The following is a 22,495-nucleotide window of genomic DNA, read 5'->3' as shown; positions in this document are numbered from 1 at the left end:
ATTATGGCAATTATCTTTAATCAGCCTCAAACTATTGCGCAGTTGTTAGCGAAACAACTCATGATTCCTGAGTACCAAAGGCCCTACAAATGGCAGGCCAAGCACGTTAATCAGTTAATTGATGATATTTTTAATCACCGCACTAAGCCGTGTTATCGGCTCGGTACTGTAGTATTGCATCAAGATAAAGAGTCAGTGAATAAGAATAAAAAACAGACACTGAACATCGTTGATGGGCAGCAGCGGCTGCTCACTTTAACGCTGCTTTGCACCATTCTTGATGGGGCTGAGAAAGCTATTTCATCCACTTTGCTTGAACATAAATTTGAATCATCAGTAAGTATCGACAACCTCAAAAATAATGCTCAGATCATTTCTGAACGAGTAGCAAGTTTGACTGCCCCCAAAAAGCAGGAGTTACTTAATTTTGTGCTTAACAAGTGCGAGCTTATTCAAGTGACATTAGATAATTTGAGTGAAGCGTTTCAGTTTTTTGATTCTCAGAATGCCCGTGGTAAAGCCCTAGCGCCGCACGATTTACTCAAAGCGTATCACCTGCGTGAAATGATGGACGCCACGACACAAACAGAACGCTTGCATCATGTAAGCCTGTGGGAGCAAGGCGTTAACCCTGATGATGATTCAGCCAATTTGCACACCATCATGGGGGAGTTTTTGTTCCGTATGCGCCGATGGATTGACGGTGATTATGGCATTACGTTTAGTCGTCATAACATTGATGTATTCAAGGGTATTAACTTGGATAACACCCAGTACGCTTATGTGGATGCAATGTTGGCGCTCGATTACGCGGTTGAAACCTTTAATGGCGATCCCGCGCGAAAATGGGACAAGCAAACCAAGAGTTACCCTTTCCAAGTGGAACAGGTGATGATCAACGGTAAGCGATTTTTTGAGTACATTCAGCACTATATGGCCATTCACACAAGTTTGTTTGTTGGCAAGGAGGCGAAGCTCGCTTCATTCTTTAATAATTACACTCGGTACAGTGGCAGTCATCGTAAAGGGGATAGCTATGTGCGTAATTTATTTTTGTGTACAGTGATGTATTACTACGACAAATTCGGTGATGTGGAGTTAAAAAAAGCAGCGCAGATTTGTTATCGCTGGGCATATTATTTACGCCTTGAATTGCAACGTATTGGCATGGAGTCGGTTGACAATCATGCTAAAAGCCGTAGTGGGTTATTTAGAGCAATTCGCAAAGCCGTTCACCCTCAACAAGTGTTGAACTTTCAGCCGCTTTATATAAAAGAGCCTAAGTTTACTAACGCTAAGGAAGTAAAAAAATTTATTGAAGCAATGAAATCGGGAAGTATTAATGAGCCAAGATAATCTAGTAAAGCCATTGTCTGTCAAAGAGCTTTTCGACAAGAAAACTGAATATATTATCCCTATCTATCAGCGGAATTACGCTTGGGGGGCACCTGAGATTGAGCAGCTTATTCAAGATATTAGCGATGCCGCAGGGCTTATTACTCAGCCAGGTGAAACTGTTAGCGTAAAACAAGTAAAATATTACCTGGGTAGTCTTGTTGTGTATCAGCGCACAACTCATTCACAGCAATCAAATACGGTGTACGAGACTATTGATGGGCAGCAAAGGCATACCACGCTCTCTATTTTATTGGCGTATCTAAAACATCGAAAAGTATTGGGTGAGAGTGACCTAGCAGGGTTAGACATTAACCTAACTTTTGATAGTCGCCCAAAATCTTCCAGAGCGTTAGATGATATTTATAAAGGTAAGTCAAGTGGCGAGCCTGAAGAGCCTAACATTCATGCTGCGTTGAACATTATTCAGCGTTACTTCAAAACCAAAGGGCTAGATACAGAGGCTAAAATTAAGCAGTTTTGCGAATACCTGTTAGAAAACGTCACTATATTGAGAGTCGTTGTGCCACCGCAAACCGATCTTAATCACTACTTTGAGATCATGAATAACCGTGGTGAGCAGCTAGAAAAACACGAAGTATTGAAAGCAAAATTCATGGCGACACTGAGCAATGATGAGGAAAGAAACTGTTTTTCGACCATTTGGGATGCTTGCTCAAATATGACGCGTTACACACAGATGGGTTTTCAATCTGATTTGCGTAAAGAAGTATTTGGTGACAATTGGCAAACAATGCCAAAAAGCTTTGATGTAATTCAAGCAAAGCATACGAGTAAACAGCAAAAACAAGATGCAATGACACTACGCGAAATTATCGACAACAAAACACCCAGTGAAAATACCGATGATGAAGAGCGCGAGAAAGAAGAGCGCTTTGGCACGGTTATCGACTTTTCAAATTTCTTACTTCATGTACTCAAGTTGATGCCTGAGATTAAGGGGGTATCGCTTGATGATAAAAAATTACTTGATGCGTTTATTAGTAAAGATAATGGCTTGAAGGTAGAAGCCAAAACCTTTGTATATGAGTTGCTCAAGTACCGAATTCTATTCGATAGCTACATCATCAAGCCAGACCAACACAATGAAAAGCGTAAGTGGAGCCTACAAACACTCATAGCTAATACGAGTGGTACTAGCACAAGCTCTAGCTATAATAACTCTTTTGGTAAAGACCAAGACACATTAAATGAAAAATTGCGCATGATATTAGCAATGTTCCATGTATCAAATCCAGCCTTAGTTTATAAGCGTTGGTTAAATGATGCGCTAAGTATTTTGAATAGGAATACTAAAGAGGATACGGGTTTAAGCATTGATGGAGAGGTGTACTTAACTGAGCTTGAGCGCTTAAGCGATCGCTATTTTGAAGAAATCACTGGCGGTCAATGTTTAGAGCTTAATGAAGAGAGCTTAGGCGTATTACATCAAGGAACGGGTGTTCAGAACTTCGTGTTTAATCGGTTGGATTACCTTTTGTGGAAGCGTTTATCAGATGGTGAAACATTTGATGGTAAAGGTAAAAAAGAGCTTGGAAAGCACTTTGATGATTTTCAGTTTAGTTTTAGAACCTCTGTTGAGCATTACTTCCCGCAAACCGATCCATCAGGCGCAAGTAAAATGGAGGATGTCGATCGTTTTGGAAATTTATGTTTAATTTCGCCAAGTAGTAACTCGAGGCTTAGCAATTACTCTCCGCAGGATAAAAAGTCATTCTATCGTGAGAACAATCGTGCCGAGAGTTTAAAGCAAGCGATTATGATGAGTTACGATGACTGGGGCCCCGTGGGACTAGGTCGAAAAAATATCGAAAAACATGAATCGGCCATGTTAAAGGTTTTATCCGCAATAAAAATATGAGCTACAGCGATAAGTCGAGTTACTCAATAACACTGCTGATAATTAATGGTCAATATTGGCTTAATAGTAAAGGTTGCTGAATTTAAGCTTAAAGCTTGGTTATATAACCTGCTTTTTTAGTTGTTTATCATTATTTTTTTGCTTATCACAGTTGATTTATATACTATCTCGCCACGACTAAAGTATTGCTTTATTTTAGTTGTGGATGGCGAAAGGGAACGTAAAGATTTTATGGATAAAAGCCGAGCAGTACTGCCAAACCCCCACTGTTAATTTTATACCTCTTTATAATTCTTTCTATCGCCATTAATGCGTGTTTTCTGCTTTGAGGTTTCAAAGTAGTTGTCTATTTAATTACGAGAGTACAAAAGATAAATCATATGGATATACTAGAAAGTTTACTACGCGGTTTTGATACAAACGTTGTTAGTGGTGTTGTTTTAATTTTAATGCTTTTTGTTTTTGGTTTAGGTTTGTTTTACACCAAAAAAGCTAAGCAAGTTGAGTTTGTTCAGTTTGTTCCAACACTATTAACTACGATGGGTATATTTGGTACTTTTTTAGGTATAGTTCTTGGTTTATTAGAATTTAACCAAAGTGATATAGAAGCCAGTATTCCGTTATTACTAGCAGGTTTAAAAACGGCATTTATTACAAGTTTAGCGGGGATATTTTTATCTTTAGTGTTTAAAACCCTGTCTACATTTTCATTTTTAAAACCTAAACAACTAGAAGATAGCATTTCTCATGCAACACCTGAGGCAATATTAGGTGCTATGCAAGCGCAGGTTGCAGAAACTAAAGTTTTAAAAGAGGCGATTGTTGGTAATGAAGAGTCAACACTGTTTGGGCAATTAAAAATATTACGTGGTGATATTAATGATAATGCAAAAACATCGATAAATATTGCCCAAGAACAAGCTGTAAAACAACAAGAGAACTTTGAGGCGTTTAGTGAAAAGCTATGGCTTAAACTACAAGACTTTGCAGATAATTTATCAAAGTCAGCTACAGAGCAAGTTATTGAAGCGCTAAAACAGGTGATTAGTGATTTTAATAACAACTTAACAGAGCAGTTTGGTGATAACTTTAAACAATTAAATGAAGCGGTAATTAAATTAGTTGAATGGCAAGAAAACTATAAAATTCAGCTTAAAGAAATGAGTGACCAATACGCTCATGGTGTTGCTTCTATTTCTGCTACTGAATCATCTGTTGCTCATATTAGTGAGCAAAGCCAAATAATTCCTCAATCAATGGGTGAATTAAAAGGTGTTATGGAAGTTAATCAACATCAATTAGCTGAGCTTGAACGCCATCTAGAGGCCTTTAAAGATATGCGCGACAAAGCTGTTGAAGCCGTCCCGCAAATTCAAAAACAAGTTGAAGCTACAGTGAACGATATATCGGCTGCAGTAACAACAGCGAGTGACCATTATAAAACCCTTCTTACACAATCAGACGATTACATAAAAACTCATGTTCAGACATCTAATGATTTATTAGACAAGTTTGCTCATGAAACAGAGAAAGGCATCAATAGTGTTGGCGATCGTTTGATAGAAAGCTCGGATAAGATTGGTAAAGAAATCCAAACTGCAGGCAATGAGTTTACAGATAATACAGCTCGAACTAACGAAAGCTTAAAGACAACATCTGATCATTTACAGTCGCAAACTGAAGTAATTAAGCAGCACCTACAAGATACGGTGACTGACCTAAATAACAATATGCGAGACATGATTGAAAAATTAGTAGATGACGCTAAAGACATTACTTCAACTATGAAGCAAGCTAATCAAAACCTTGTAACAGATACAGAGCAGGTGCGTGACACTGTGGTTAAGTCAGCTGAAAAACTTCAGCAACGCCTTAATGAAGTTATTGACGATGCAGCTACACAGCAAATTAACCAAGCTAAACGTACCTTTGATGCAATGGAAAATGAGGTTAAAAAGCAAGTTGGTATGACTGGCGAAGCCGTAGACTCACAACTAAAACTTATTGATACTGCGATGCAGCAAGAAATAAACCGTGTAATGAACGAAATGGGTAAAGCACTTGCACAGGTAAGCGGTAAATTTGTTGATGATTACATTAAGCTAACTAAAGCTATGAATGAAGTTGTAAGTCAGCGAGTAATGTAATGGAAAAGATATTTGGCTCTCAAAATACCTCACAAGATAGTAGTGATCATTGGTTAACTGTATCAGATTTGATGGCTGGTTTAATGGTTGTATTCTTGTTTATAGCTATTGTTTTTATGATGATAACTCAAAAAGAAAACGACAAGATTAAAGATGTTGCTGTTGCTTACCAACAAAATCAAGTTGCTATATATGAAGCTCTAGAAAGCGAATTTGAAAGAGACCTTGATAAGTGGGGAGCAACAATAGACAAAGAAACGTTAGCGTTTAACTTTCAATCCCCAGATGTCTTATTTGCTAATAATGAAACTAGATTAAGTGACGCATATAAAGAAATATTAAACGACTTTTTCCCCCGTTATATCAACGTGCTTGCCCCGTTTAGGGACTCTTTAGATGAAATTCGTATTGAGGGTCATACTTCAAGTGTTGGTTTAAGAGGCTCTACAGAAGCGCAAGCATACTTTTATAATATGCGATTATCTCAGGGGCGAACACGTTCTGTATTAGAGTATGGTTATTCCCTTATGCCTAATGAGTCTGATTGGATTAAAGCTAATATTGCTGCAGTTGGTTTTTCATCATCACGTTTGATAAAAGATAATGGTGTGGAAGATGCTGCAAGGTCAAGGCGTGTATCTTTTAGGGCGATTACCAATGCTGATATTCAAATAAAACGGATACTGGAGGCGCAGTAATGAAGCTAACAGTTGATTTTAGTGCGTTACATAAAGCGGTAGCACCCTTAGGGCAAGTAGTAACTGACTTTTCTATTACCAGTGATGCCTCTGAACTCGAGAGCATTGGCAGTCATCTTAATCAAGGAATGATTTTAGGAAAAGATGTACAGTTAGATGAAATTGATGGGTCAAACGGTGTACTAAACTATGATGGTCATCAAGTTATGCTTTATATACCTGATCAAGGTGGTAACATCTCAAGTGTTTTACAAGATGGGAAGCAAAAGGGAGCAAGAAGAGTACATGTTGCTGAATGTAAAACAATAATCGGAATGCGAGAAAGAGGACGATTTAATGATCGCTACGACGTGATTAGTCGTGTTGATGGTTTTTTTCCTGTTTTTGGAGGCGATTATCATTCTCGCAAAGAGCTTAAAGGCGACGCTGACTTAGCTGTTTGTCAAAACTGTTTAGTTTTACTAAATCATAATAACTTTTCCCAGTTAGGATGGAGTGAAAAAAATCAGTTAATAAATTCGTTTTCATATTCAAAATTCTTTGAGGCATATAGCTCATATTTTAAATCTCTACCGCAAAGTACTGCTGGTTTTAGAGCTGGAAACTATACTTCGGATTGGTCGTCAATTTCATCTAAGTTGAGAAGCGATTTAGATTATTGCTGTGAACAATGTGGAGTTGATCTAAAGTCTGAAAAAAAATTACTCCATACTCATCATATTAATGGTAATAAAGCTAATAACCAACGAGATAATTTGAGAGTACTTTGTGCAGATTGCCATAAAAAGCAGCCACATCATGACCATATATATGTAAGCAACTCAGATATTCTTAAAATTAATCAGCTAAGACGAGAACAACATAAGTTTGACGTGTTTAATTACGATAATCTGCGAGAGTGTGCGGATACAGCATTAGATGGCCTTTTACAAAAATGTGAGTCGACTAGGTTACCAGGTGCTGAGCTAGGGATTGTTATTCAAGATAAAGAAACATTTGTTTCAATCGATCTTTGCTGGCCAAGGCGTAAAGTAGCGGTGCTTATTAATATGAGTAATTCTAATATATTAAGAAGACACGGCTGGACTGTATTTACTGCATTCGACGCCTTAAATAACTTTGAGAATTTTCAACGCCAAATTAGATAAGAAATTTTAATTTTAAAGGATTAATTTATATGCACTCTAAAGCAAGCTTTGATGCTGAAACACTCAATAGAAAAAATTAAACGTGTTTTAAAATGTTTATCAAGTCAGTATCAAACAAAAACTGACTTATTATTGTTTGAGGTGGCAGCTAATCTGTAACAGTAAAGATTAAGCTTCCTGAATATGGTTTTAGACGGAGTGGATGTAGATGTACTAGCTCAAATTGTACTAGCTCAGACTTGATCTGACAGTTACCCGTTTTTTAATCGGTGACTGTCAGTCTAAATTTGAGCTAAATTTTTCTCAGCCCAGATCAATTTTCCATCTAATAAAGTTTCTAATGGCGTTCTGCCACAGCATATTTTTCCTTGATGAGTTCGGTCATTATTGTAATAAATCATCCATTCGTCCAGATCCTTTTGCAATTCCGCTAATGAGCTATATAGCTTTTTACGGAATGTAACTTGATAGAATTCATTGAGTATCGTTTTGTGGAAGCGTTCGCAGATACCATTTGTTTGCGGTGACATAGCTTTGGTTTTTGTATGATCGATATCATTAATAGCCAGATATAACTGGTAATCATGATGTTCGACTTTGCCACAATATTCAGTGCCTCTATCGGTTAGAATACGTAGCATGGGAAGCTCGTACTGTTCGAAGTACGGCAGTACTTTGTCGTTGAGTATGTCAGCCGCAGTAATTGGCGTTTTCGTGGTGTAGAGCTTAGCGAACGCTACTTTGCTGTATGTATCAACGAAGGTTTGTTGGTAGATACGCCCAACGCCTTTGAGATTACCCACGTAAAATGTATCTTGAGAGCCTAGATAACCTGGGTGAGCCGTTTCAATTTCACCACACGCTTCGTCATCATGTTTTTTCTTTTCAAGCGCAGCTACTTGAGCGTCGGTGAGAATGATACCTTCGTTAGCAACTTTATTTTCTAGTGCCTTGAGACGCTTTTTGAAGTTCTCTAGGTCATGACGTAGCCATATTGAACGAACACCGCTGCCAGAAACGAATACGCCTTGTTTTCTGAGTTCATTACTCGTTCTGTGTTGGCCATGAGCTGGATAATCGACAGCGTATTTAATGACGGCTTGTTCAGTTGCTTCATCAACTCTATTTTTTAAGTTTGGCGCTCTACGACTTTTATCAATTAACGCATCAAGTCCACCGTCTTCGACGAGTTCTTGATATCGATAAAATGTATCACGGGATACGCCCATCACTTTGCAGGCTCTTGATACGTTGCCAAGTTCTTCTGCAAGATTAAGTAAACCCGCTTTGTGTTTAATAATTGGATTGTTAGTATGTAGCATGAGAGTTACCTCTTATATGTTTTGATTTAAAGATTCGACACCTTTTATCAAAACGGGTAACTCTCACTTTTTCAAGTTGATGTGTCAGATCTTGTCTGAACTAATACACTCAAATTTAGACTTTTTTAAGCATTAATCTTCGATTCCTAAAAAGCAGTCTTTAGATTCTGATTCATATAAGAAAGATAAAGGTAAATTTAGTTTCTCTTTGATAAGTTTAAACCATTGAATATCCTCTTTTTTAGGGATGTTACCTGAAACTATTAATAATTCATCACCTGGTTTTTGCGCTATTGGATGCAACTGATATCTCAGCAATTGGCCTATTGCAGCTTCAATGTCTTGCCTAGTTGAACTTGTATATTTTAACTCTGCAATTGTGTAAATATCGCCTTTTGTGAAAGTAACATCTCTGCGAAATAAGCCATCACGATCTTGAGCACTACATTTTATATTTTGACGTTGTAACCATTGTTGAAAACGTTGTTCCATCTGAGCTTCATTTAACACCATTGTATTAAATTCTGGACACTTTCTTCTTATTTCTGTAGCAGTAATGACATCTGTAATTGCCTCTTCATTAAGTTTGAGCATAGTGCTAAATTTTAGATTTTTTTTATCAAAGTCTTTGAAGTCAAAGTTATTAATAATCTGATCTATCATATTCAAAGATTCAGTTAATGATGTATGGTCAATTGGCGTAACTAATTCAATCGTAGAAAGCTCTTTACTTTGACCTTTCGTAAGTGAAATATCAATAGATTGGAATCTAGCTGTATCAATGAATGAGGTAATTCGATCCTCTTTATTTAAAGGGACAAATCTTACTTTTATTTTATTTTGATTAGGTTTCGGAGTCACAGAAATACGACCAGCTTCTCCATTACTACCAAAGACTATTTTTACTGGTGAATCACTTCGCCATTTTTTAGTACCCCCATCATAGTAAGTAGATATATGAATAGCCAATAAATTACTGGGTTTTTCAAAAGAAGGGTTAGCTCTAAACCAAGCTGCTGCTAATTCACTACTTGATAATTTTGATTCATCTATGTTCATATTCCGTGTCCTTCATATAATTTTAATAAAGTTTGAATGCTTCCCTAAATCCAAATTTTTTCTAAGCATTTAGAGTTCATCATATCGTTAATCTCTATAAATTTTAGGTATGCCTTTCCTTTGTTTAAAGATTTATCGTTGATACCAAGCTTCGAGTTTTGGTAAGTAATGGGCGTGACATTTATATAGTGAAAGCTATCAAGTCTAATTAAAACCTTGTTTAAGCTGTCGTTACTAATTTTTGAATTGAGCTTTTTTGATATGAGTTCATGAAGCGGAGTCAGTTCAATATCGGCGGTGTCCATATTTGTAAAGTGAACCTCTAAATTACTTTCACCATAATATTGATATACGAGTTTATTTGTACTGCAAATAAAAACAATTCCTTCACCTGCATTGATTTGATCCAAAATATTAAACAATCCTAAGGCCACTTTAATATCAATAGGTTTCAAATTGGGATTTGAAATCACGTTATTGGTAAAAGATTCAAAGCTATCGGGGGCCTTGTCAAAAGAAAACCCTTTCTCACCGTTGTTATTTTTAGTGTACTTTTGCAGTAGTGGTCTATGTATATAGATTTTGCTATTTTTGAGATGCTTTTGAGTGAGCTTAGTATTTTGGTGCTTATTTTTTAAAAGAATGGGGTTATCTTCTGAGCCGGGTTTTAAATTAACTTCTTCCATATAAAGTCCATTTCAACGTTATAGTATATATATTGCTATAATATTTATTATAAAACAATCACTTATATTTTTTACGGTTGCTTTTTTAAATAAAAAAGAAAAACCTTTTTTATTTTCTTTAAGTTCAATGGCTTATGCCGTTTTGTGTTTGCTTTTCTTACGTGATCTAAAAACATTTCACCCAGCTACTATGTACTCATTGATTAACAATAACTAGGTACATAGCATGAATACAACCCCTCAATTAAAACGTATTGTGGCACACTTTGCTACTGAATTATTAGAAGAATTCGACGTAGAAGAGCTTTGGCAATATAAGCTATTTAAAAAGTCTTTGTGTAACATTTCGGGCTTTAGCTATACGAATTTACATGGTTTAGATGTTGATGATTTGATCTCGCGATTAGATCATTTAGCAATAAATATAATGCCTAAAACGCTACAAAAAAATGTGTATATATTTTGTAAAGCGTTTGGACTACCAAAAACGGTTACTCCATTAGTTATTTTTTCGTGCTGTATGACGCTCAGTAAGCCATTACGCGAACTTGTTGAATACTTACGTGACGATTACGCAAGCGTTATTTTAGAAAAAATAGCTTATGTGCTTGATATTGATGAAGCACTACTTAATAAGCAAATTGGGTTAATTATTGAATCTGGCATGTATTCGATGGATATGGAGATATTTGCTGGGGAAGATGAGTTTCTAATACTACCAACCGCAATTGCTAAAAGCTTGCTCGAGGGTAAGCTAAATAGTGAAAGTGATATTTTATCTCACTTGGTTACCCCTTGTGGAGCTTCTGAACTTAGCGCTGCTGATTTATCACACTTAGATTTAAACACTTTACTTAAAGCTACGCAAAATGCGACTAAGACCGGTGGGCAACCGTTGAGTATTTTATTTTATGGTGTGCCAGGTTCGGGTAAAACTTCATTAGCGAAATATATAGCGCAAGTTTGTGGTGCGCAGTTGCTAAAGGTACAAGCTAAAGGTGGTAATTTAATAACCCCAACAAACGAGCTCGATAGTCGAAGTGCAAGTTCTGAGCTGCGCTTAGAGCACTTTAATGTGGTGAGTAAGTTGGTTAGTAAGCGTAAAAAAACAATGTTGCTACTGGATGAATGTGAAAACATTTTTGAGCGTGATTTATTTTCAAAAAGCTTCTCAAAAGAATTACTTCATACCTACATTGAAAATCATCCTGTGGTGAGTATTTGGATCACTAATCATCTAGAAGATTTACCACAGAGCGTTATTAGGCGATTTAATATTGTTTACGAAATTCCTGGGCTAAACAAAACAACTAAAGAAAAAATGATTGGCAAATATGTTAAAGGTTTGAGTGTTGGTAACAGTTTTATTAGTAAATTAGCTGCTCAACAAAACTTATTGCCAGCCCATATTGCTAAAGCTGTTCATGTAGCTAGGTTATGCGGATTTAAAGCACAGAGTGCGCGTGAATGTATAGAGGAGAATATTCAAGATACTTTAACTGCATGCGGCTTTTCGGCTCACGGATTAACTTATCAAGCAGCGCAAAAATTTAATCCTAAAATGGTGAATATAGAGTCTGAGTATGCATCACTCGAACAGGTTGAAGAGGCTGTAATTGAATATTCGAGTTCACGAACTCTACTAACGGGCCCGCCTGGCACAGGTAAAACAGCTTTTGTAAATTATTTATGCGAAAAAGCTGATTTTAAACTTATATCTGTTAAAGCATCTGACTTATTAAGCAAGTGGGTTGGCGAAAGTGAGCAAAATATTGCTCAACTATTTAAACAAGCTACACAAGAAGGAAGTGCAATATTTATTGATGAGGCGGATAGTTTGCTATGTAGTCGTGAACAAGCAAAGGCAAATTGGGAAGTGCAAACAGTTAATGAATTACTATGCTATATGGAGCAATTTCAACTTCCACTTTTTGCTGCTACTAACTTTGCTAAAAATTTGGATAAAGCGGTAATGAGGCGATTTGATTTTAATTTAAATTTAACCTATTTGACTCCGCTACAGGCTAAGCAATTATTTAAAGATACATTAGGTCCTGGAGTGTTAAATAAGCACCTAATGCATGAGTTATTCAACCTTACAAAGCTCACACCAGGTGACTTTGCGATTGTAAAAAGGCAAATGAAGTTTTCAAAAAAGCGAATGACTCAAGAGCGAATGTTATCGATTTTACAAGAACAAAACGACCTAAAAGAAGGCGGAAAGCAGAAGATAGGGTTTGTTTGAGGTATAACACTATAAAGTACTTACTTATTAAAGTTTTGTAGTTGTATTACATATGCTAGGTTACATATGTTACTTAAAGATAATGCTCGGCTATTACCTACCAAGTATATGATTATCATAAAGAATGGATTTAAAAATGAAATTTTCAAAATTAGTAAAAGAGCAACTCGGTTGTTATGTATATGGGTTAATTGACCCAAGTAATGATAAGATTTTTTATGTAGGAAAGGCATCTTACAATAACAGAGCTTTTGATCACCTAAAAGAAATAGGTAAAGAGTCTAATAAAGCAAGGAAAATAGCAGAAATTAGAGCTGTTAATGAAGAGCCTAGAGTTGAAATATTAAGATATGGATTAGATGAACAAACAGCTTTTGAAGTTGAGGCAGCTATCATTGATGCACTGGGTTTAGAGAATCTGACAAATGTGGTCAGAGGGCATGGGGTAGTTAAAGGGCGCTTAACAATTGAAGAGCTTGAAAGGTTACATTCGATGAAGCCAGTTCTAGTTGATGATATAAAAGAAAAGTGTATTTTATTTTATATAAATCAAACATATTCACCTACATTATCCGAGCCTGAAATTTATGACATGACCCGACAGTTTTGGCATGGTGTATCAGCGGAAACTAGAGAAAAAAATGAGTACAACATAGCATTAGCAGTAGTCGATGGGGTTGTAATCCAAGTTTATAAAATTGAGGCTTGGTTTGAAGCTGGCTCTACTCTTTCTACTAGAGCGAGTAAAGGGAAGCCAAATAGATGGGAGTTTGTAGGCCAAGCTCAGGATGAGCATCATCTTCGCGGACGGTTATTAGTTGGCAGTGATGGTTATCCTATACCGTCAATGCAGCAAGGCTATAGTTATTTACCAAAAAAGTAGTTAAATAATTTAATGAATTCACGCCGCCATTTATCTATTCTAGAGCTTGTGCCAATATCGCCAAGCTCTATTTCAACTCAAAAATTGCAACAAAGAATGATTGAACGTGGCTTTGATATTTCAACTCGTATGTTGCAACGCGATCTCCAATCACTTTACGAGCAAGGTTGCTTTGGGCTTGAAAAAGATACCCGCAGTAAGCCCTATGGCTGGTCTATCAATGCTCAGTGGCGAGGTGGTAACGCAAAAGTTATGAGCAGCGAAGTTGCTGAGCATTATTTGCTTCTAGAGCAGTTACTACCACAATCGGCCCCCATAGATGTTAAACAGTCGGTACATATTAAAGCAGAGCAGGCACTAAAACGTGTTAATGGCCATGTGCCTGAGTGGTTTTCGACTCTGCCTAAGCCTTCGTTAAAAGTGAATATTGATAATCAGTTAGTTGCGCAAATTGAGCATGCGATTAAGCATAAGCGTGCAGTGAGCACTGAGCTTTATAGAGTACTTTACGATGAGGCTCATTGGCTAAAATTTGCGGAGTTAAGTTTTTACAACTTAGTTGAGCAAGGCGGTGTGTTGATGGCGCAGTTTATGGTGGGAGAGCTTCACGATAAGTGTTATCAAATGCCGGTTTACCGCATTCGTAATGTACACATTTTGCAAAAAACACGACGTGAGCCAAGCACTGAGCAATTAAAGTCGTTACGTAGTGCGATTAACAAAGGCATGTCGCAAGAAGCGATTGAGTTAATTGTAAAAGTACCCAGGCACTCGGCGGTTAATCAAGGCTTTATTGAGCTTGGTGAGCTGACTGACAAGCAACAGATTGACGATAAAAACGTATTACTTACCTACCGGACGATTGATACCGAGCAACTAACCGATGAGCTATTTAAATGTGCTCATTGGCTTGAAGTTATTAAACCTGAAAAGCTGCGGCAAAGAATCACTACAAAGCTTAAAGCGGCCGCTAACATCTATAAATAACTCCAACTTGTTTAGGTGCGTCAAAATTTGACGCACCTGTTTGCTATGCTCCTTTTAAAGTTAAGGAGTAGCTATGTTTCAATTAATTCAACAAAATGATGGTTTATCAATCGGTGTATTTGGCATTGGTGGGTGTGGCTGTAATACGCTAAACAGTATTTTTGAGCAACGAGAGTCTGAGCAGGCGCACTTGTACAGTGTTAATACCGACAAAGTAGTGCTTGAGCATACACAAAGTGATGAAGCTGTGCTTATAGGGGCTGAGTTAACTCATGGTTATGGGGCCGGCGCCGATCCTAAAGTTGGGCTGCAAGCGGCGGAAGAAAGTAAAGAGCAGCTTTTAACGCTCATTAATGGCTGCGATATAATACTGTGTGCAACAGGGTTGGGTGGTGGTACTGGGACTGGCGCTAGCCCTTATATTGCAGAGCTTGCTAGTGAACAAGGTAAACCCATTATATTTGTTGCTACATTACCATTTAGTAGTGAAGGGCAGTTTAGAAGCAATATAGCGCAAGCCGGTTTAAATGAGCTCAAAGAACATGCTAATGCGGTTATTACACTGCCAAACGACCAACTGATTGAAGTACTCGGGAATGATATTGGTTTATTTGACGCCTTTAAGCATAGCAACCAAATACTTCATTCACTGATAAAATCATTGATAGACATGCTTTGTTTTCAAGGTTTGATCAACGTTGATTTAAATGATTTTGCTAAAATTATGGATTGCCAAGGTGATGCGGTATTAGGTGTTGGTAAATGCAATGAAGAAAGTGAGCTTACTACTGCGCTCAATGGGGCACTTAATAACCCGTTAGTTAACCAGGTTGATATGTCATCAAGTACGGGGGTAATTATACAAGTAAATTGCAAAGATGAAATTTCACTGGGTAGTTATAACCTTATTACCGATACAGTGCGCCAGCAGGTGAGCCCAAATGCGTTGGTTATTTGTGGTGTTTCAAAAATAGAAAGCTTAGCGACTAATTATGAGTTACTTGTTATTGCTACGGGAGCCAGTACTAAAATGGTTACTGAAACTTGTAACGAAATTGATTTTCAAGAAGTTAAACCCTCAGCAACAAGCCGACCTAGAACGTCAGATATTTTTGATATACCTGCATTTATAAGAAATCAATCTGCACCACCTAGTAAAAGTGCTTTATAGGGTTTGCAAGCAAAGACAGCGGTATATAGTTATGGATAAGCGCTACCATAGGACGATTTAGATAAAAATTTATTAGCTTTGCTATCACCTTTATAAATAAAGGCCTTGCGGCGATTTTTATTGATTAAGATCAACAAAGCAACAGAGAAAGATAGGCATAATTCGCGGCTGTAATTTACACCCAAAAATAAAAATTTGTGTTACTAATTTGTGTTACGATTTAATGAAAAATAGCGGTTTTTTATTAAACTAGAACTGCACAAAAGTTAGCCTTTACACACATTTGTTTTTACTTATCTTTTTGTTTTATAATGATATTAATTGAAAAGGCTAAAAAATGGCTCTACTCATAAATAGCAAATGCATTAACTGCGATATGTGTGACCCAGAATGCCCTAATGGGGCTATTTATATGGGCGCTAAAATATACCAAATAGATGCAAACAAATGTACAGAGTGTGTAGGGCATTATGATAAACCTACTTGCGTAAGTGTTTGCCCTATTGACTGCATAAAGCCCAATCCGAATAAGCGTGAAACTTTGGACGAACTAGCAGAAAAATTTGTGCGGGTAACTGGCAAATAACTCGTCAGGCATTTTGCTAAGCCGCTTTTAATTTATGCTAAAAACACTACTTACATTACTTATTTAGGTTGTAGCTAAGGTCCTCTGTCATGCATTTTTAGTTTCAATCAAATCTTATTACCTTCATTAATTATCAACTATATTGTGTTACCTTAAGGCTTTATAAACTCAAGTATTAATCTAAGTTTTAGATTGCATTCTATAGGAGTCTATTTTGGATATTGGTATTAACGCTATTCAGGCTGTATCTTCAAAACAAGCCATATTTATTAATGATGAGTGCCGAGTATTTGTAATTGGCGATCTTGATGGTGATTTACCGGCCTTAAAAAACGCACTTAATAACGTAAATTTTAACCCTGAAAGAGATACTTTGTTTTGCCTAGGCGATTTTGTTGATCGCGGGGATAAAACATATGACTTATTTACATACTTACAAGCCATTAGGGCATGTATGATATTAGGTAATCATGAGCATTTAATGTTGGAATCATTATTAAGTAATGATAAAGCGGCTTTAAAATTATGGACTGACAATGGTGGCAATTGGCATAAGTCGGTATCAAGTGAAAAGCTCAATGTCATGTGCGATGAGTTACTAACTAAACCGCTTTCAATAGTACTAGAGTATCGTGGTTATACAATAGGGTTGTCTCATACATTTGCACAATCGTGGGATTGGGAAAATTACCCTGATGATAAATCGCTAATCGTGCAATCTCTATTGTGGGATCGCGAAGTAGTTAAACAAAATAAGGTAGTTAAAAGTCATGGAGTCGACTTTTCAATACATGGACATAACTCAACTAAAGAGCCTTTTTGGGTTGGTAATAGTTATCATATAGATACAAATTATTATGGTGGAAAGCCGACATTACTTGAGCTTTCAGAGGTTATTGCTACGCTTGGTTAACCAAGCGCTATTTAGCAATTGTTACTTCTTTCAAATATCATCCGGCAGTTTTGCTTTTTAAAGTATAAACTGCTGACTACCACATCTAATTATCCCCTTCGTTTTTTTGTATACACTTTATGATGATTTGTGCACTGTAATTATTTTATCAAGCCTATAAACTATTTATCAGCAACCAAAGTGAGATGGCCTATGAATAAAGTACATTTTAGTAATATCACAGATTTTTACAGCGCGCTTGGAAAACCTGCGCCGGAGCATCCGCTTTTTGCCATTTCAACAACAGACAGTTCATCACAAAACAATTACCAAGCATGTTTAAATACTCAAAGTGTTATTAGCACCGATTTTTATGCTATTTCTCTAAAAAAGGTGACTGCAGGAGAGATTGTATATGGGCAAACTAAATATGATTGTAGTAGCGGTACATTATTGTTTTTTTCTCCACAGCAAACATTTTATAGCAATGGTGTAACTGTTGAGTCTCAAGGGAAAACAATTGTATTTCATGAGGATTTTATTCGTGGCCATGCACTAAGTACTGCACTCAAAAAGGCTTCTTTTTTTGGTTATGCCGTTAATGAAGCACTTCATCTTTCGCCAAAAGAGCAACGTTTAATTGCCAATGTAATTGCGAATATAGAAAGCGAATCAAAGATCAGCTACGACGAATTTAGCCGTGACATTCTTTTAGCACACATCAATGTTTTGCTTAACTATGCAGAACGGTTTTATCGTCGACAGTTTTTATTGCGAAAAGAATCCCATAGCGCAATTGTTGATTCGTTTTTGGAAAAATTTGATGAGCTATTAGTGCTCAATAACAACAATGAAATTCCGAGTGTTAATACCCTTGCTGACTCACTAAATATGACTAGTCGCTATTTAACAGATGCATTAAAAATAGAAACCGGACAAACCGCACAACAAGTCATTCATAATCATTTAATTGATAAAGCAAAAAATAGCTTATTAGAAAGTAGCGACTCTGTTGCAAGTATTGCTTATGCATTAGGTTTCGCGTACCCGCAATACTTTGCCCGATTATTTAAAAACAAAGTAGGTCTAACGCCCTCACAGTACCGTGCTAGTCAGCACTAACTTAGTAGCAGGAAACAAGATGAAAAAAGTAGCAATTGTAACCGGTACATCGACTGGTTTAGGTATTAGCATTGTCGTAAAACTAGCACAACAAGGTTATTTTGTTGTGGCAACTATGCGTAATTTAGATAAAAAAGGTGCACTTGAAGTCGCTCTTCAAAACGCGAATGTGCAAGCTGAAATAAAGTATTTAGATGTGCAAAATACACTAAGTATTGAGCAATGTATTACTGACGTTATAGATGAACAAGGACAAATAGATTTACTCGTAAATAATGCAGGGGCAGGGTATATAAGAACAACCGAACAAACTACAGAGCAAGACATTCAATGGGTAATGGATGTAAACTTTTTAGGAGTGGTACGCTGTACAAAAGCTGTTTTGCCGCATATGCGTAAAGCACGCCAAGGGCATATTGTGAATATATCGTCAGTAGGCGGTCTTGTCGGTCAACCTTTTAATGAAATTTACTGCGCAGCTAAGTTCGCACTTGAAGGTTATGTTGAATCGGTAGCAACTTATATAACACCAGCATTTAATATCAATTTTACCAATGTAGAGCCTGGTGGTATTAGCTCTGAATTTGCAAATAATGCGTTAGCACAGTTTCAGCAAACTGGTGGCATTGTAGATGATGAATATAAACCAATATTAGAGCAGTACATTGCGAGTGCTCAAGGTCGCTCTGCTGACGTATTTCAAACAGTAGACGAAGTAGCTAATGTGGTTATGGAATGTGTAAATAGTGAAGAACCACCAATAAGAGCGCGTACATCAATTTGGGCAAATGAGTTCTGTGAACTTAAAACGCAAGCAGATCCTACTGGTAAACTTCAGCAGCAAAAAGTGATTTCATGGTGATTTGAATAATTTGTTTTTAAGCTATAAATATTTAAATTCAACAAAGCCTCTCTTAGCTTGTTAATTAAGAGTGGTTTTGATGTGTGGGTTGGATTTTAAGTTTCATTCAATAGGTATTAATACAGTTATATGAAACGTTTATTTAGTTTTAATATTGATGATTAACAAACGGTTAAGTTTGGCTGTGTAAAATTGGGAACAATTTTTGCCATTTCGTAAATAATTTACGTAAAAGGACTAACTTCTCGCTTTAGGTTTTATATAAGCAGATTTAAATGGAACAGCCTCTCACATGATAGTAGCAAGCATATACCCTTTCCCTTTTTCAACGTTTTGTAAGTCGTCACTTTATGTATCAATTTTTTCTGCTTTGGGTTCTACGTGTGCTGTTGCAGCGCAAGAAAACTCGCAGCACGCAAAAGATATGGAAGTAATAGAAGTACGTGGTATTCGTTCAAGTATGGCCGAAAACTTAGATGTAAAACGTATTTCGGGATCTGTAGTTGATGCCATTACCGCGGAAGACATTGGAAAGTTCCCTGATAAAAACGTTGCAGACTCACTTCAGCGTGTACCCGGAGTGGTAATTGAGCGTGACGGCGGGGAAGGTTCATCTGTCAGTATTCGTGGTTTATCGTCAGAACTTACCTTTACACAGCTTAATGGTAATTTTATAGCATCTTCTCCGGGGGAGCCTTCGCGTTCGTTTGATTATGCTTTGTTACCGTCTTCAATGATTGAAAGCGTAGAGGTTTATAAATCGCCAGAGGCACGCTTAGATGAAGGTGGGGTTGGTGGCACTGTACTAATGCACAGCCGAAAACCTTTAAATATGGATGCAAACTCGGGTGTATTTAATGTCGAGAGTACTTACGCTGATGTTACAAAAGAGTATGAGCCGCAGTTTACGGGTTTATATTCATGGAAAAACGACAACGAAAACTTTGGTGTATTAGTTGGCTATACCTATCAGGAACGGACAAACAGAACGCTTTCGGGCGGTACTGATGCTAATGTATGGCGCTATACTGGCACTGGGCAAGCAACAGATATACATGGTAATACAATTGATAACAATAACGGTTGGGGTACTATTAATGATGCAAACGGCAACAGTTACGATGGCGTTTGGTTTCCGCAAGTTGTTCGAGGTTCTGTTCTTAACGAAAAACGTGAGCGAGAAGGGATTCAACTTAGTTCACAGTGGCGACCAACAAATCGTTTAGAGCTTGGCTTTAATTATTTTGGTTTTACACTTGGGCAAGACAGAACAGAATCTGTGATTGATATACCAGAGTGGTCTTTAAATCCTGATTTTTTGACGGATGTAAATCTTGATGAGTCGGGCACTATTGTTACTGGTATGCAATACGATGCAATGGCAAGTGGTGTCGAAAATGATATGCAATTTCCGTGGATGCGTGGCAGCTACGTACGTGAGGAATCTACCTCCGATACCTTTGATTTTAATTTAGCCTATGAAGGTAATAATTTTAAAGCGCGCTTTGTAATTGGTAATACACAATCAGAGGGCGGCCCAGAAGAAAGCTGGGAAGCGGCGTATAAAAGTTCTAACGCGGGCGAAAGCGCAGCCACTATTCAAAACGCAGCTCAAACGGCAGGCTGGTCACTCAATCAAAATAATGTGTCACTTAATATAGACCCTAATACATTAGTTAATTTACAAAATGGAGTTGGAGGCGGTCGTGATGCGGGCTCTTCGAACTCAAGCTTTGTACGCAGTGAGCTAGAAGAAGATTACTACCAAGCTGATGTGGATTTTTATGTTGATTGGGGCTTTTTAAAAACAATTAGAACCGGTGTTAAATACCGCAATTCAACTCTTCACCGTGAAACCGGCAACACCTTCTTTTTAGATCCAAATTTTGATATTGCTGCAGGGGAAGCAAGTGAGCAAGGTATTACCCGTTTTGATAGCTACCAGTGGAATGGTGGAATGCCATTAGCTAAAAATGTATTTACTAGTGAGAATAATATTGCAGGTGGTTTTGATATAAACCAAATGCCAAGTATCGACTGGAATAAATATCGCGATATGGTCACTGCTAGTTATGTACCTTATACGCGCATTGAAGATAATTTTGTTTACGATATAGAAGAGAAAATATCGGCTTTTTATATACAAGGTGATTTTGAATTTAGTGAAGTCAGAGGTAATTTGGGTGTGCGTGTTGTGCAAACAAAAACACTTACTTCATCTACTGACTTATATACCTACCAATTAGATCACACAAATGATGAAACAGGTGAGCCAGTAACAGGTGACGCTCGTTTTGTAGAAGACTATCAATTAGTCACTCAGCAAAACAAAGACACTCAAGTTTTGCCAAGCTTTAATATAGCGTGGGATGCAACCGACGATTTAGTTATTCGTGGGGCAATAGCTAAAGTAATATCTCGTCCTGACTATAGTGATTTAGGTGCGCAGCAGCGCATTACCTATGTATCAGGTGAATGGGCAGAAGATAGAGCCGCATTTAACGAGCTTCCTGGTTTTAGCGGTAGTGGCGGAAATAAAAACTTGAAACCATTTGAATCAATTCAAGCCGATTTATCTATTGAGTATTATTATGGCGAAGGTTCAGCTGTTGGGCTGGCACTTTTTCATAAAAAAGTAGATAACTTTGTTGTGCCACTGGTGATCGACGTAGAGCAAAACTTTGCTGGTAAAAATAATATAGTGGATGCAGGGACTATTAATATAGCCCCTTACAGCACTGTAGGTAATGGCACCGATGCAGTATCAAAAGGCGCGGAAGTATTTATTCAGCATGCCTTTGATAGTGGTTTTGGCTTTTACGCAAATTACACTTATAACAAAACCAATAGAGCAGATGTAACAATTAATGGTGAAGAATTTGGTCAGTCGGCCTTAATAGGTAGTGCAAAGTATCAGTACAACACCTCTGTTTATTATGAAGGAGATTATTTTAATGTACGTGCTTCTTATAATAAGCGCGGCGAAACAGTACTCGGTTTAAATAGCGGATTAAATGTATACCAGGACCCTTACGAACAACTCGATGTAAATGCATCCGTAAATTTATACGACGGGCTTAGCTTTACCGCAGCGGTTATTAATTTAACTAAATCTGAATCAGTAACGCGTTTAGGAAATGACACCGATGCGCGATTACTCAATACTAGCTACTCAGGTCGTCGTTTTTACGCGGGCTTTAACTATAGCTTTTAGCTAAATGACTTAATAGCAGGTCTGTAGACAGTATTTTTTGATAGCGCAGGCCATAACAAACACTTTAAGAGGTGTTAAATGTTAATAAAGTGCTAGTTATGTTGTGTTTTTAATGCGTTTAGCTCAAATTCTCAGCGAACAGTGCTTTATTTAAAGTTTTGTCAATAAAACGCTTGCGTAAAAATCTGTTCTCCCT

At 37.2% G+C, this 22,495-nt stretch carries 17 protein-coding genes; 14 read left to right on the top strand and 3 right to left on the bottom strand.

Annotated elements, in window-relative coordinates; genetic code table 11:
* Window positions 1–3: 3 nt before the first annotated feature.
* The 5 genes from JG479_RS19345 (at window position 4) to JG479_RS19325 (ending at window position 7,270) form a co-directional block, all read left to right on the top strand.
* Window positions 4–1,356 carry a DUF262 domain-containing protein gene (locus tag JG479_RS19345; RefSeq protein ID WP_200220466.1) on the top strand — a complete coding sequence of 451 codons (1,353 nt, stop codon included), beginning with the start codon at window positions 4–6 and terminating at the stop codon, window positions 1,354–1,356.
* On the top strand, window positions 1,343–3,277 hold the full coding sequence (locus JG479_RS19340; protein ID WP_200220465.1) for a DUF262 domain-containing protein: 1,935 nt from the start codon (window positions 1,343–1,345) through the stop codon (window positions 3,275–3,277). The genes JG479_RS19345 and JG479_RS19340 overlap by 14 nt, the downstream gene beginning before the upstream one ends.
* Window positions 3,278–3,657: 380 nt before the next feature.
* The gene (locus tag JG479_RS19335; protein ID WP_200220464.1) at window positions 3,658–5,424 is read left to right on the top strand and encodes a MotA/TolQ/ExbB proton channel family protein; all 1,767 of its coding nucleotides are present in this window, start codon (window positions 3,658–3,660) and stop codon (window positions 5,422–5,424) included.
* Window positions 5,424–6,122, top strand: a complete 699-nt coding sequence (locus tag JG479_RS19330) for an OmpA family protein (protein ID WP_200220463.1) — start codon at window positions 5,424–5,426, stop codon at window positions 6,120–6,122. The genes JG479_RS19335 and JG479_RS19330 overlap by 1 nt, the downstream gene beginning before the upstream one ends.
* Entirely contained in the window at window positions 6,122–7,270 is a 1,149-nt protein-coding gene (locus tag JG479_RS19325; protein ID WP_200220462.1) for an HNH endonuclease signature motif containing protein, read from the top strand. Before JG479_RS19330 ends, JG479_RS19325 begins: the two co-directional genes overlap by 1 nt.
* 281 nt (window positions 7,271–7,551) lie before the next feature.
* On the opposite strand, the gene JG479_RS19320 is transcribed toward JG479_RS19325, so the two are convergent.
* From JG479_RS19320 to JG479_RS19310, 3 genes are all read right to left on the bottom strand, one after another.
* Window positions 7,552–8,592 carry an IS481 family transposase gene (locus JG479_RS19320; RefSeq protein ID WP_138488686.1) on the bottom strand — a complete coding sequence of 347 codons (1,041 nt, stop codon included), beginning with the start codon at window positions 8,590–8,592 and terminating at the stop codon, window positions 7,552–7,554.
* 132 nt (window positions 8,593–8,724) lie between these two features.
* Complete coding sequence (locus tag JG479_RS19315) at window positions 8,725–9,651, bottom strand: hypothetical protein (RefSeq protein ID WP_200220461.1); 927 nt, start codon at window positions 9,649–9,651, stop codon at window positions 8,725–8,727.
* Between the two features lie 44 nt (window positions 9,652–9,695).
* The gene (locus JG479_RS19310; RefSeq protein WP_200220460.1) at window positions 9,696–10,337 is read right to left on the bottom strand and encodes a hypothetical protein; all 642 of its coding nucleotides are present in this window, start codon (window positions 10,335–10,337) and stop codon (window positions 9,696–9,698) included.
* Between the two features lie 226 nt (window positions 10,338–10,563).
* Here JG479_RS19310 and JG479_RS19305 point away from each other — a divergent pair, with 226 nt between their 5' ends.
* The 9 genes from JG479_RS19305 (at window position 10,564) to JG479_RS19265 (ending at window position 22,299) form a co-directional block, all read left to right on the top strand.
* Window positions 10,564–12,582, top strand: coding sequence for an AAA family ATPase (locus tag JG479_RS19305; RefSeq protein WP_200220459.1), 2,019 nt, complete (start codon window positions 10,564–10,566; stop codon window positions 12,580–12,582).
* A 136-nt stretch (window positions 12,583–12,718) separates the two neighbouring features.
* Window positions 12,719–13,465: an LEM-3-like GIY-YIG domain-containing protein gene (locus tag JG479_RS19300; RefSeq protein WP_200220458.1), complete on the top strand. Its 747-nt coding sequence runs from the start codon at window positions 12,719–12,721 to the stop codon at window positions 13,463–13,465.
* Between the two features lie 12 nt (window positions 13,466–13,477).
* Window positions 13,478–14,452, top strand: coding sequence for a helix-turn-helix transcriptional regulator (locus JG479_RS19295; protein ID WP_234047908.1), 975 nt, complete (start codon window positions 13,478–13,480; stop codon window positions 14,450–14,452).
* Between the two features lie 73 nt (window positions 14,453–14,525).
* The gene (locus JG479_RS19290; protein WP_200220457.1) at window positions 14,526–15,623 is read left to right on the top strand and encodes a cell division protein FtsZ; all 1,098 of its coding nucleotides are present in this window, start codon (window positions 14,526–14,528) and stop codon (window positions 15,621–15,623) included.
* Window positions 15,624–15,960: 337 nt separating this feature from the next.
* Window positions 15,961–16,209, top strand: a complete 249-nt coding sequence (locus JG479_RS19285; RefSeq protein ID WP_149603474.1) for a YfhL family 4Fe-4S dicluster ferredoxin — start codon at window positions 15,961–15,963, stop codon at window positions 16,207–16,209.
* A 214-nt stretch (window positions 16,210–16,423) separates the two neighbouring features.
* Window positions 16,424–17,122, top strand: a complete 699-nt coding sequence (locus JG479_RS19280) for a metallophosphoesterase (RefSeq protein ID WP_200220456.1) — start codon at window positions 16,424–16,426, stop codon at window positions 17,120–17,122.
* A 192-nt stretch (window positions 17,123–17,314) separates the two neighbouring features.
* Window positions 17,315–18,223: a helix-turn-helix domain-containing protein gene (locus tag JG479_RS19275; protein WP_200220455.1), complete on the top strand. Its 909-nt coding sequence runs from the start codon at window positions 17,315–17,317 to the stop codon at window positions 18,221–18,223.
* Between the two features lie 19 nt (window positions 18,224–18,242).
* Entirely contained in the window at window positions 18,243–19,085 is an 843-nt protein-coding gene (locus JG479_RS19270) for an SDR family oxidoreductase (protein WP_002961275.1), read from the top strand.
* Between the two features lie 292 nt (window positions 19,086–19,377).
* Entirely contained in the window at window positions 19,378–22,299 is a 2,922-nt protein-coding gene (locus JG479_RS19265) for a TonB-dependent receptor (RefSeq protein ID WP_200220454.1), read from the top strand.
* Window positions 22,300–22,495 lie beyond the last annotated feature (196 nt).

The sequence above is a fragment of the Pseudoalteromonas sp. LC2018020214 genome, assembly GCF_016598755.1.
In the GTDB taxonomy this organism is placed as follows: Bacteria; Pseudomonadota; Gammaproteobacteria; order Enterobacterales; family Alteromonadaceae; genus Pseudoalteromonas; species Pseudoalteromonas distincta.
The sequence above is the reverse complement of the archived record's forward strand: the minus strand, read 5'-3'. Positions and strand labels throughout refer to the sequence as shown.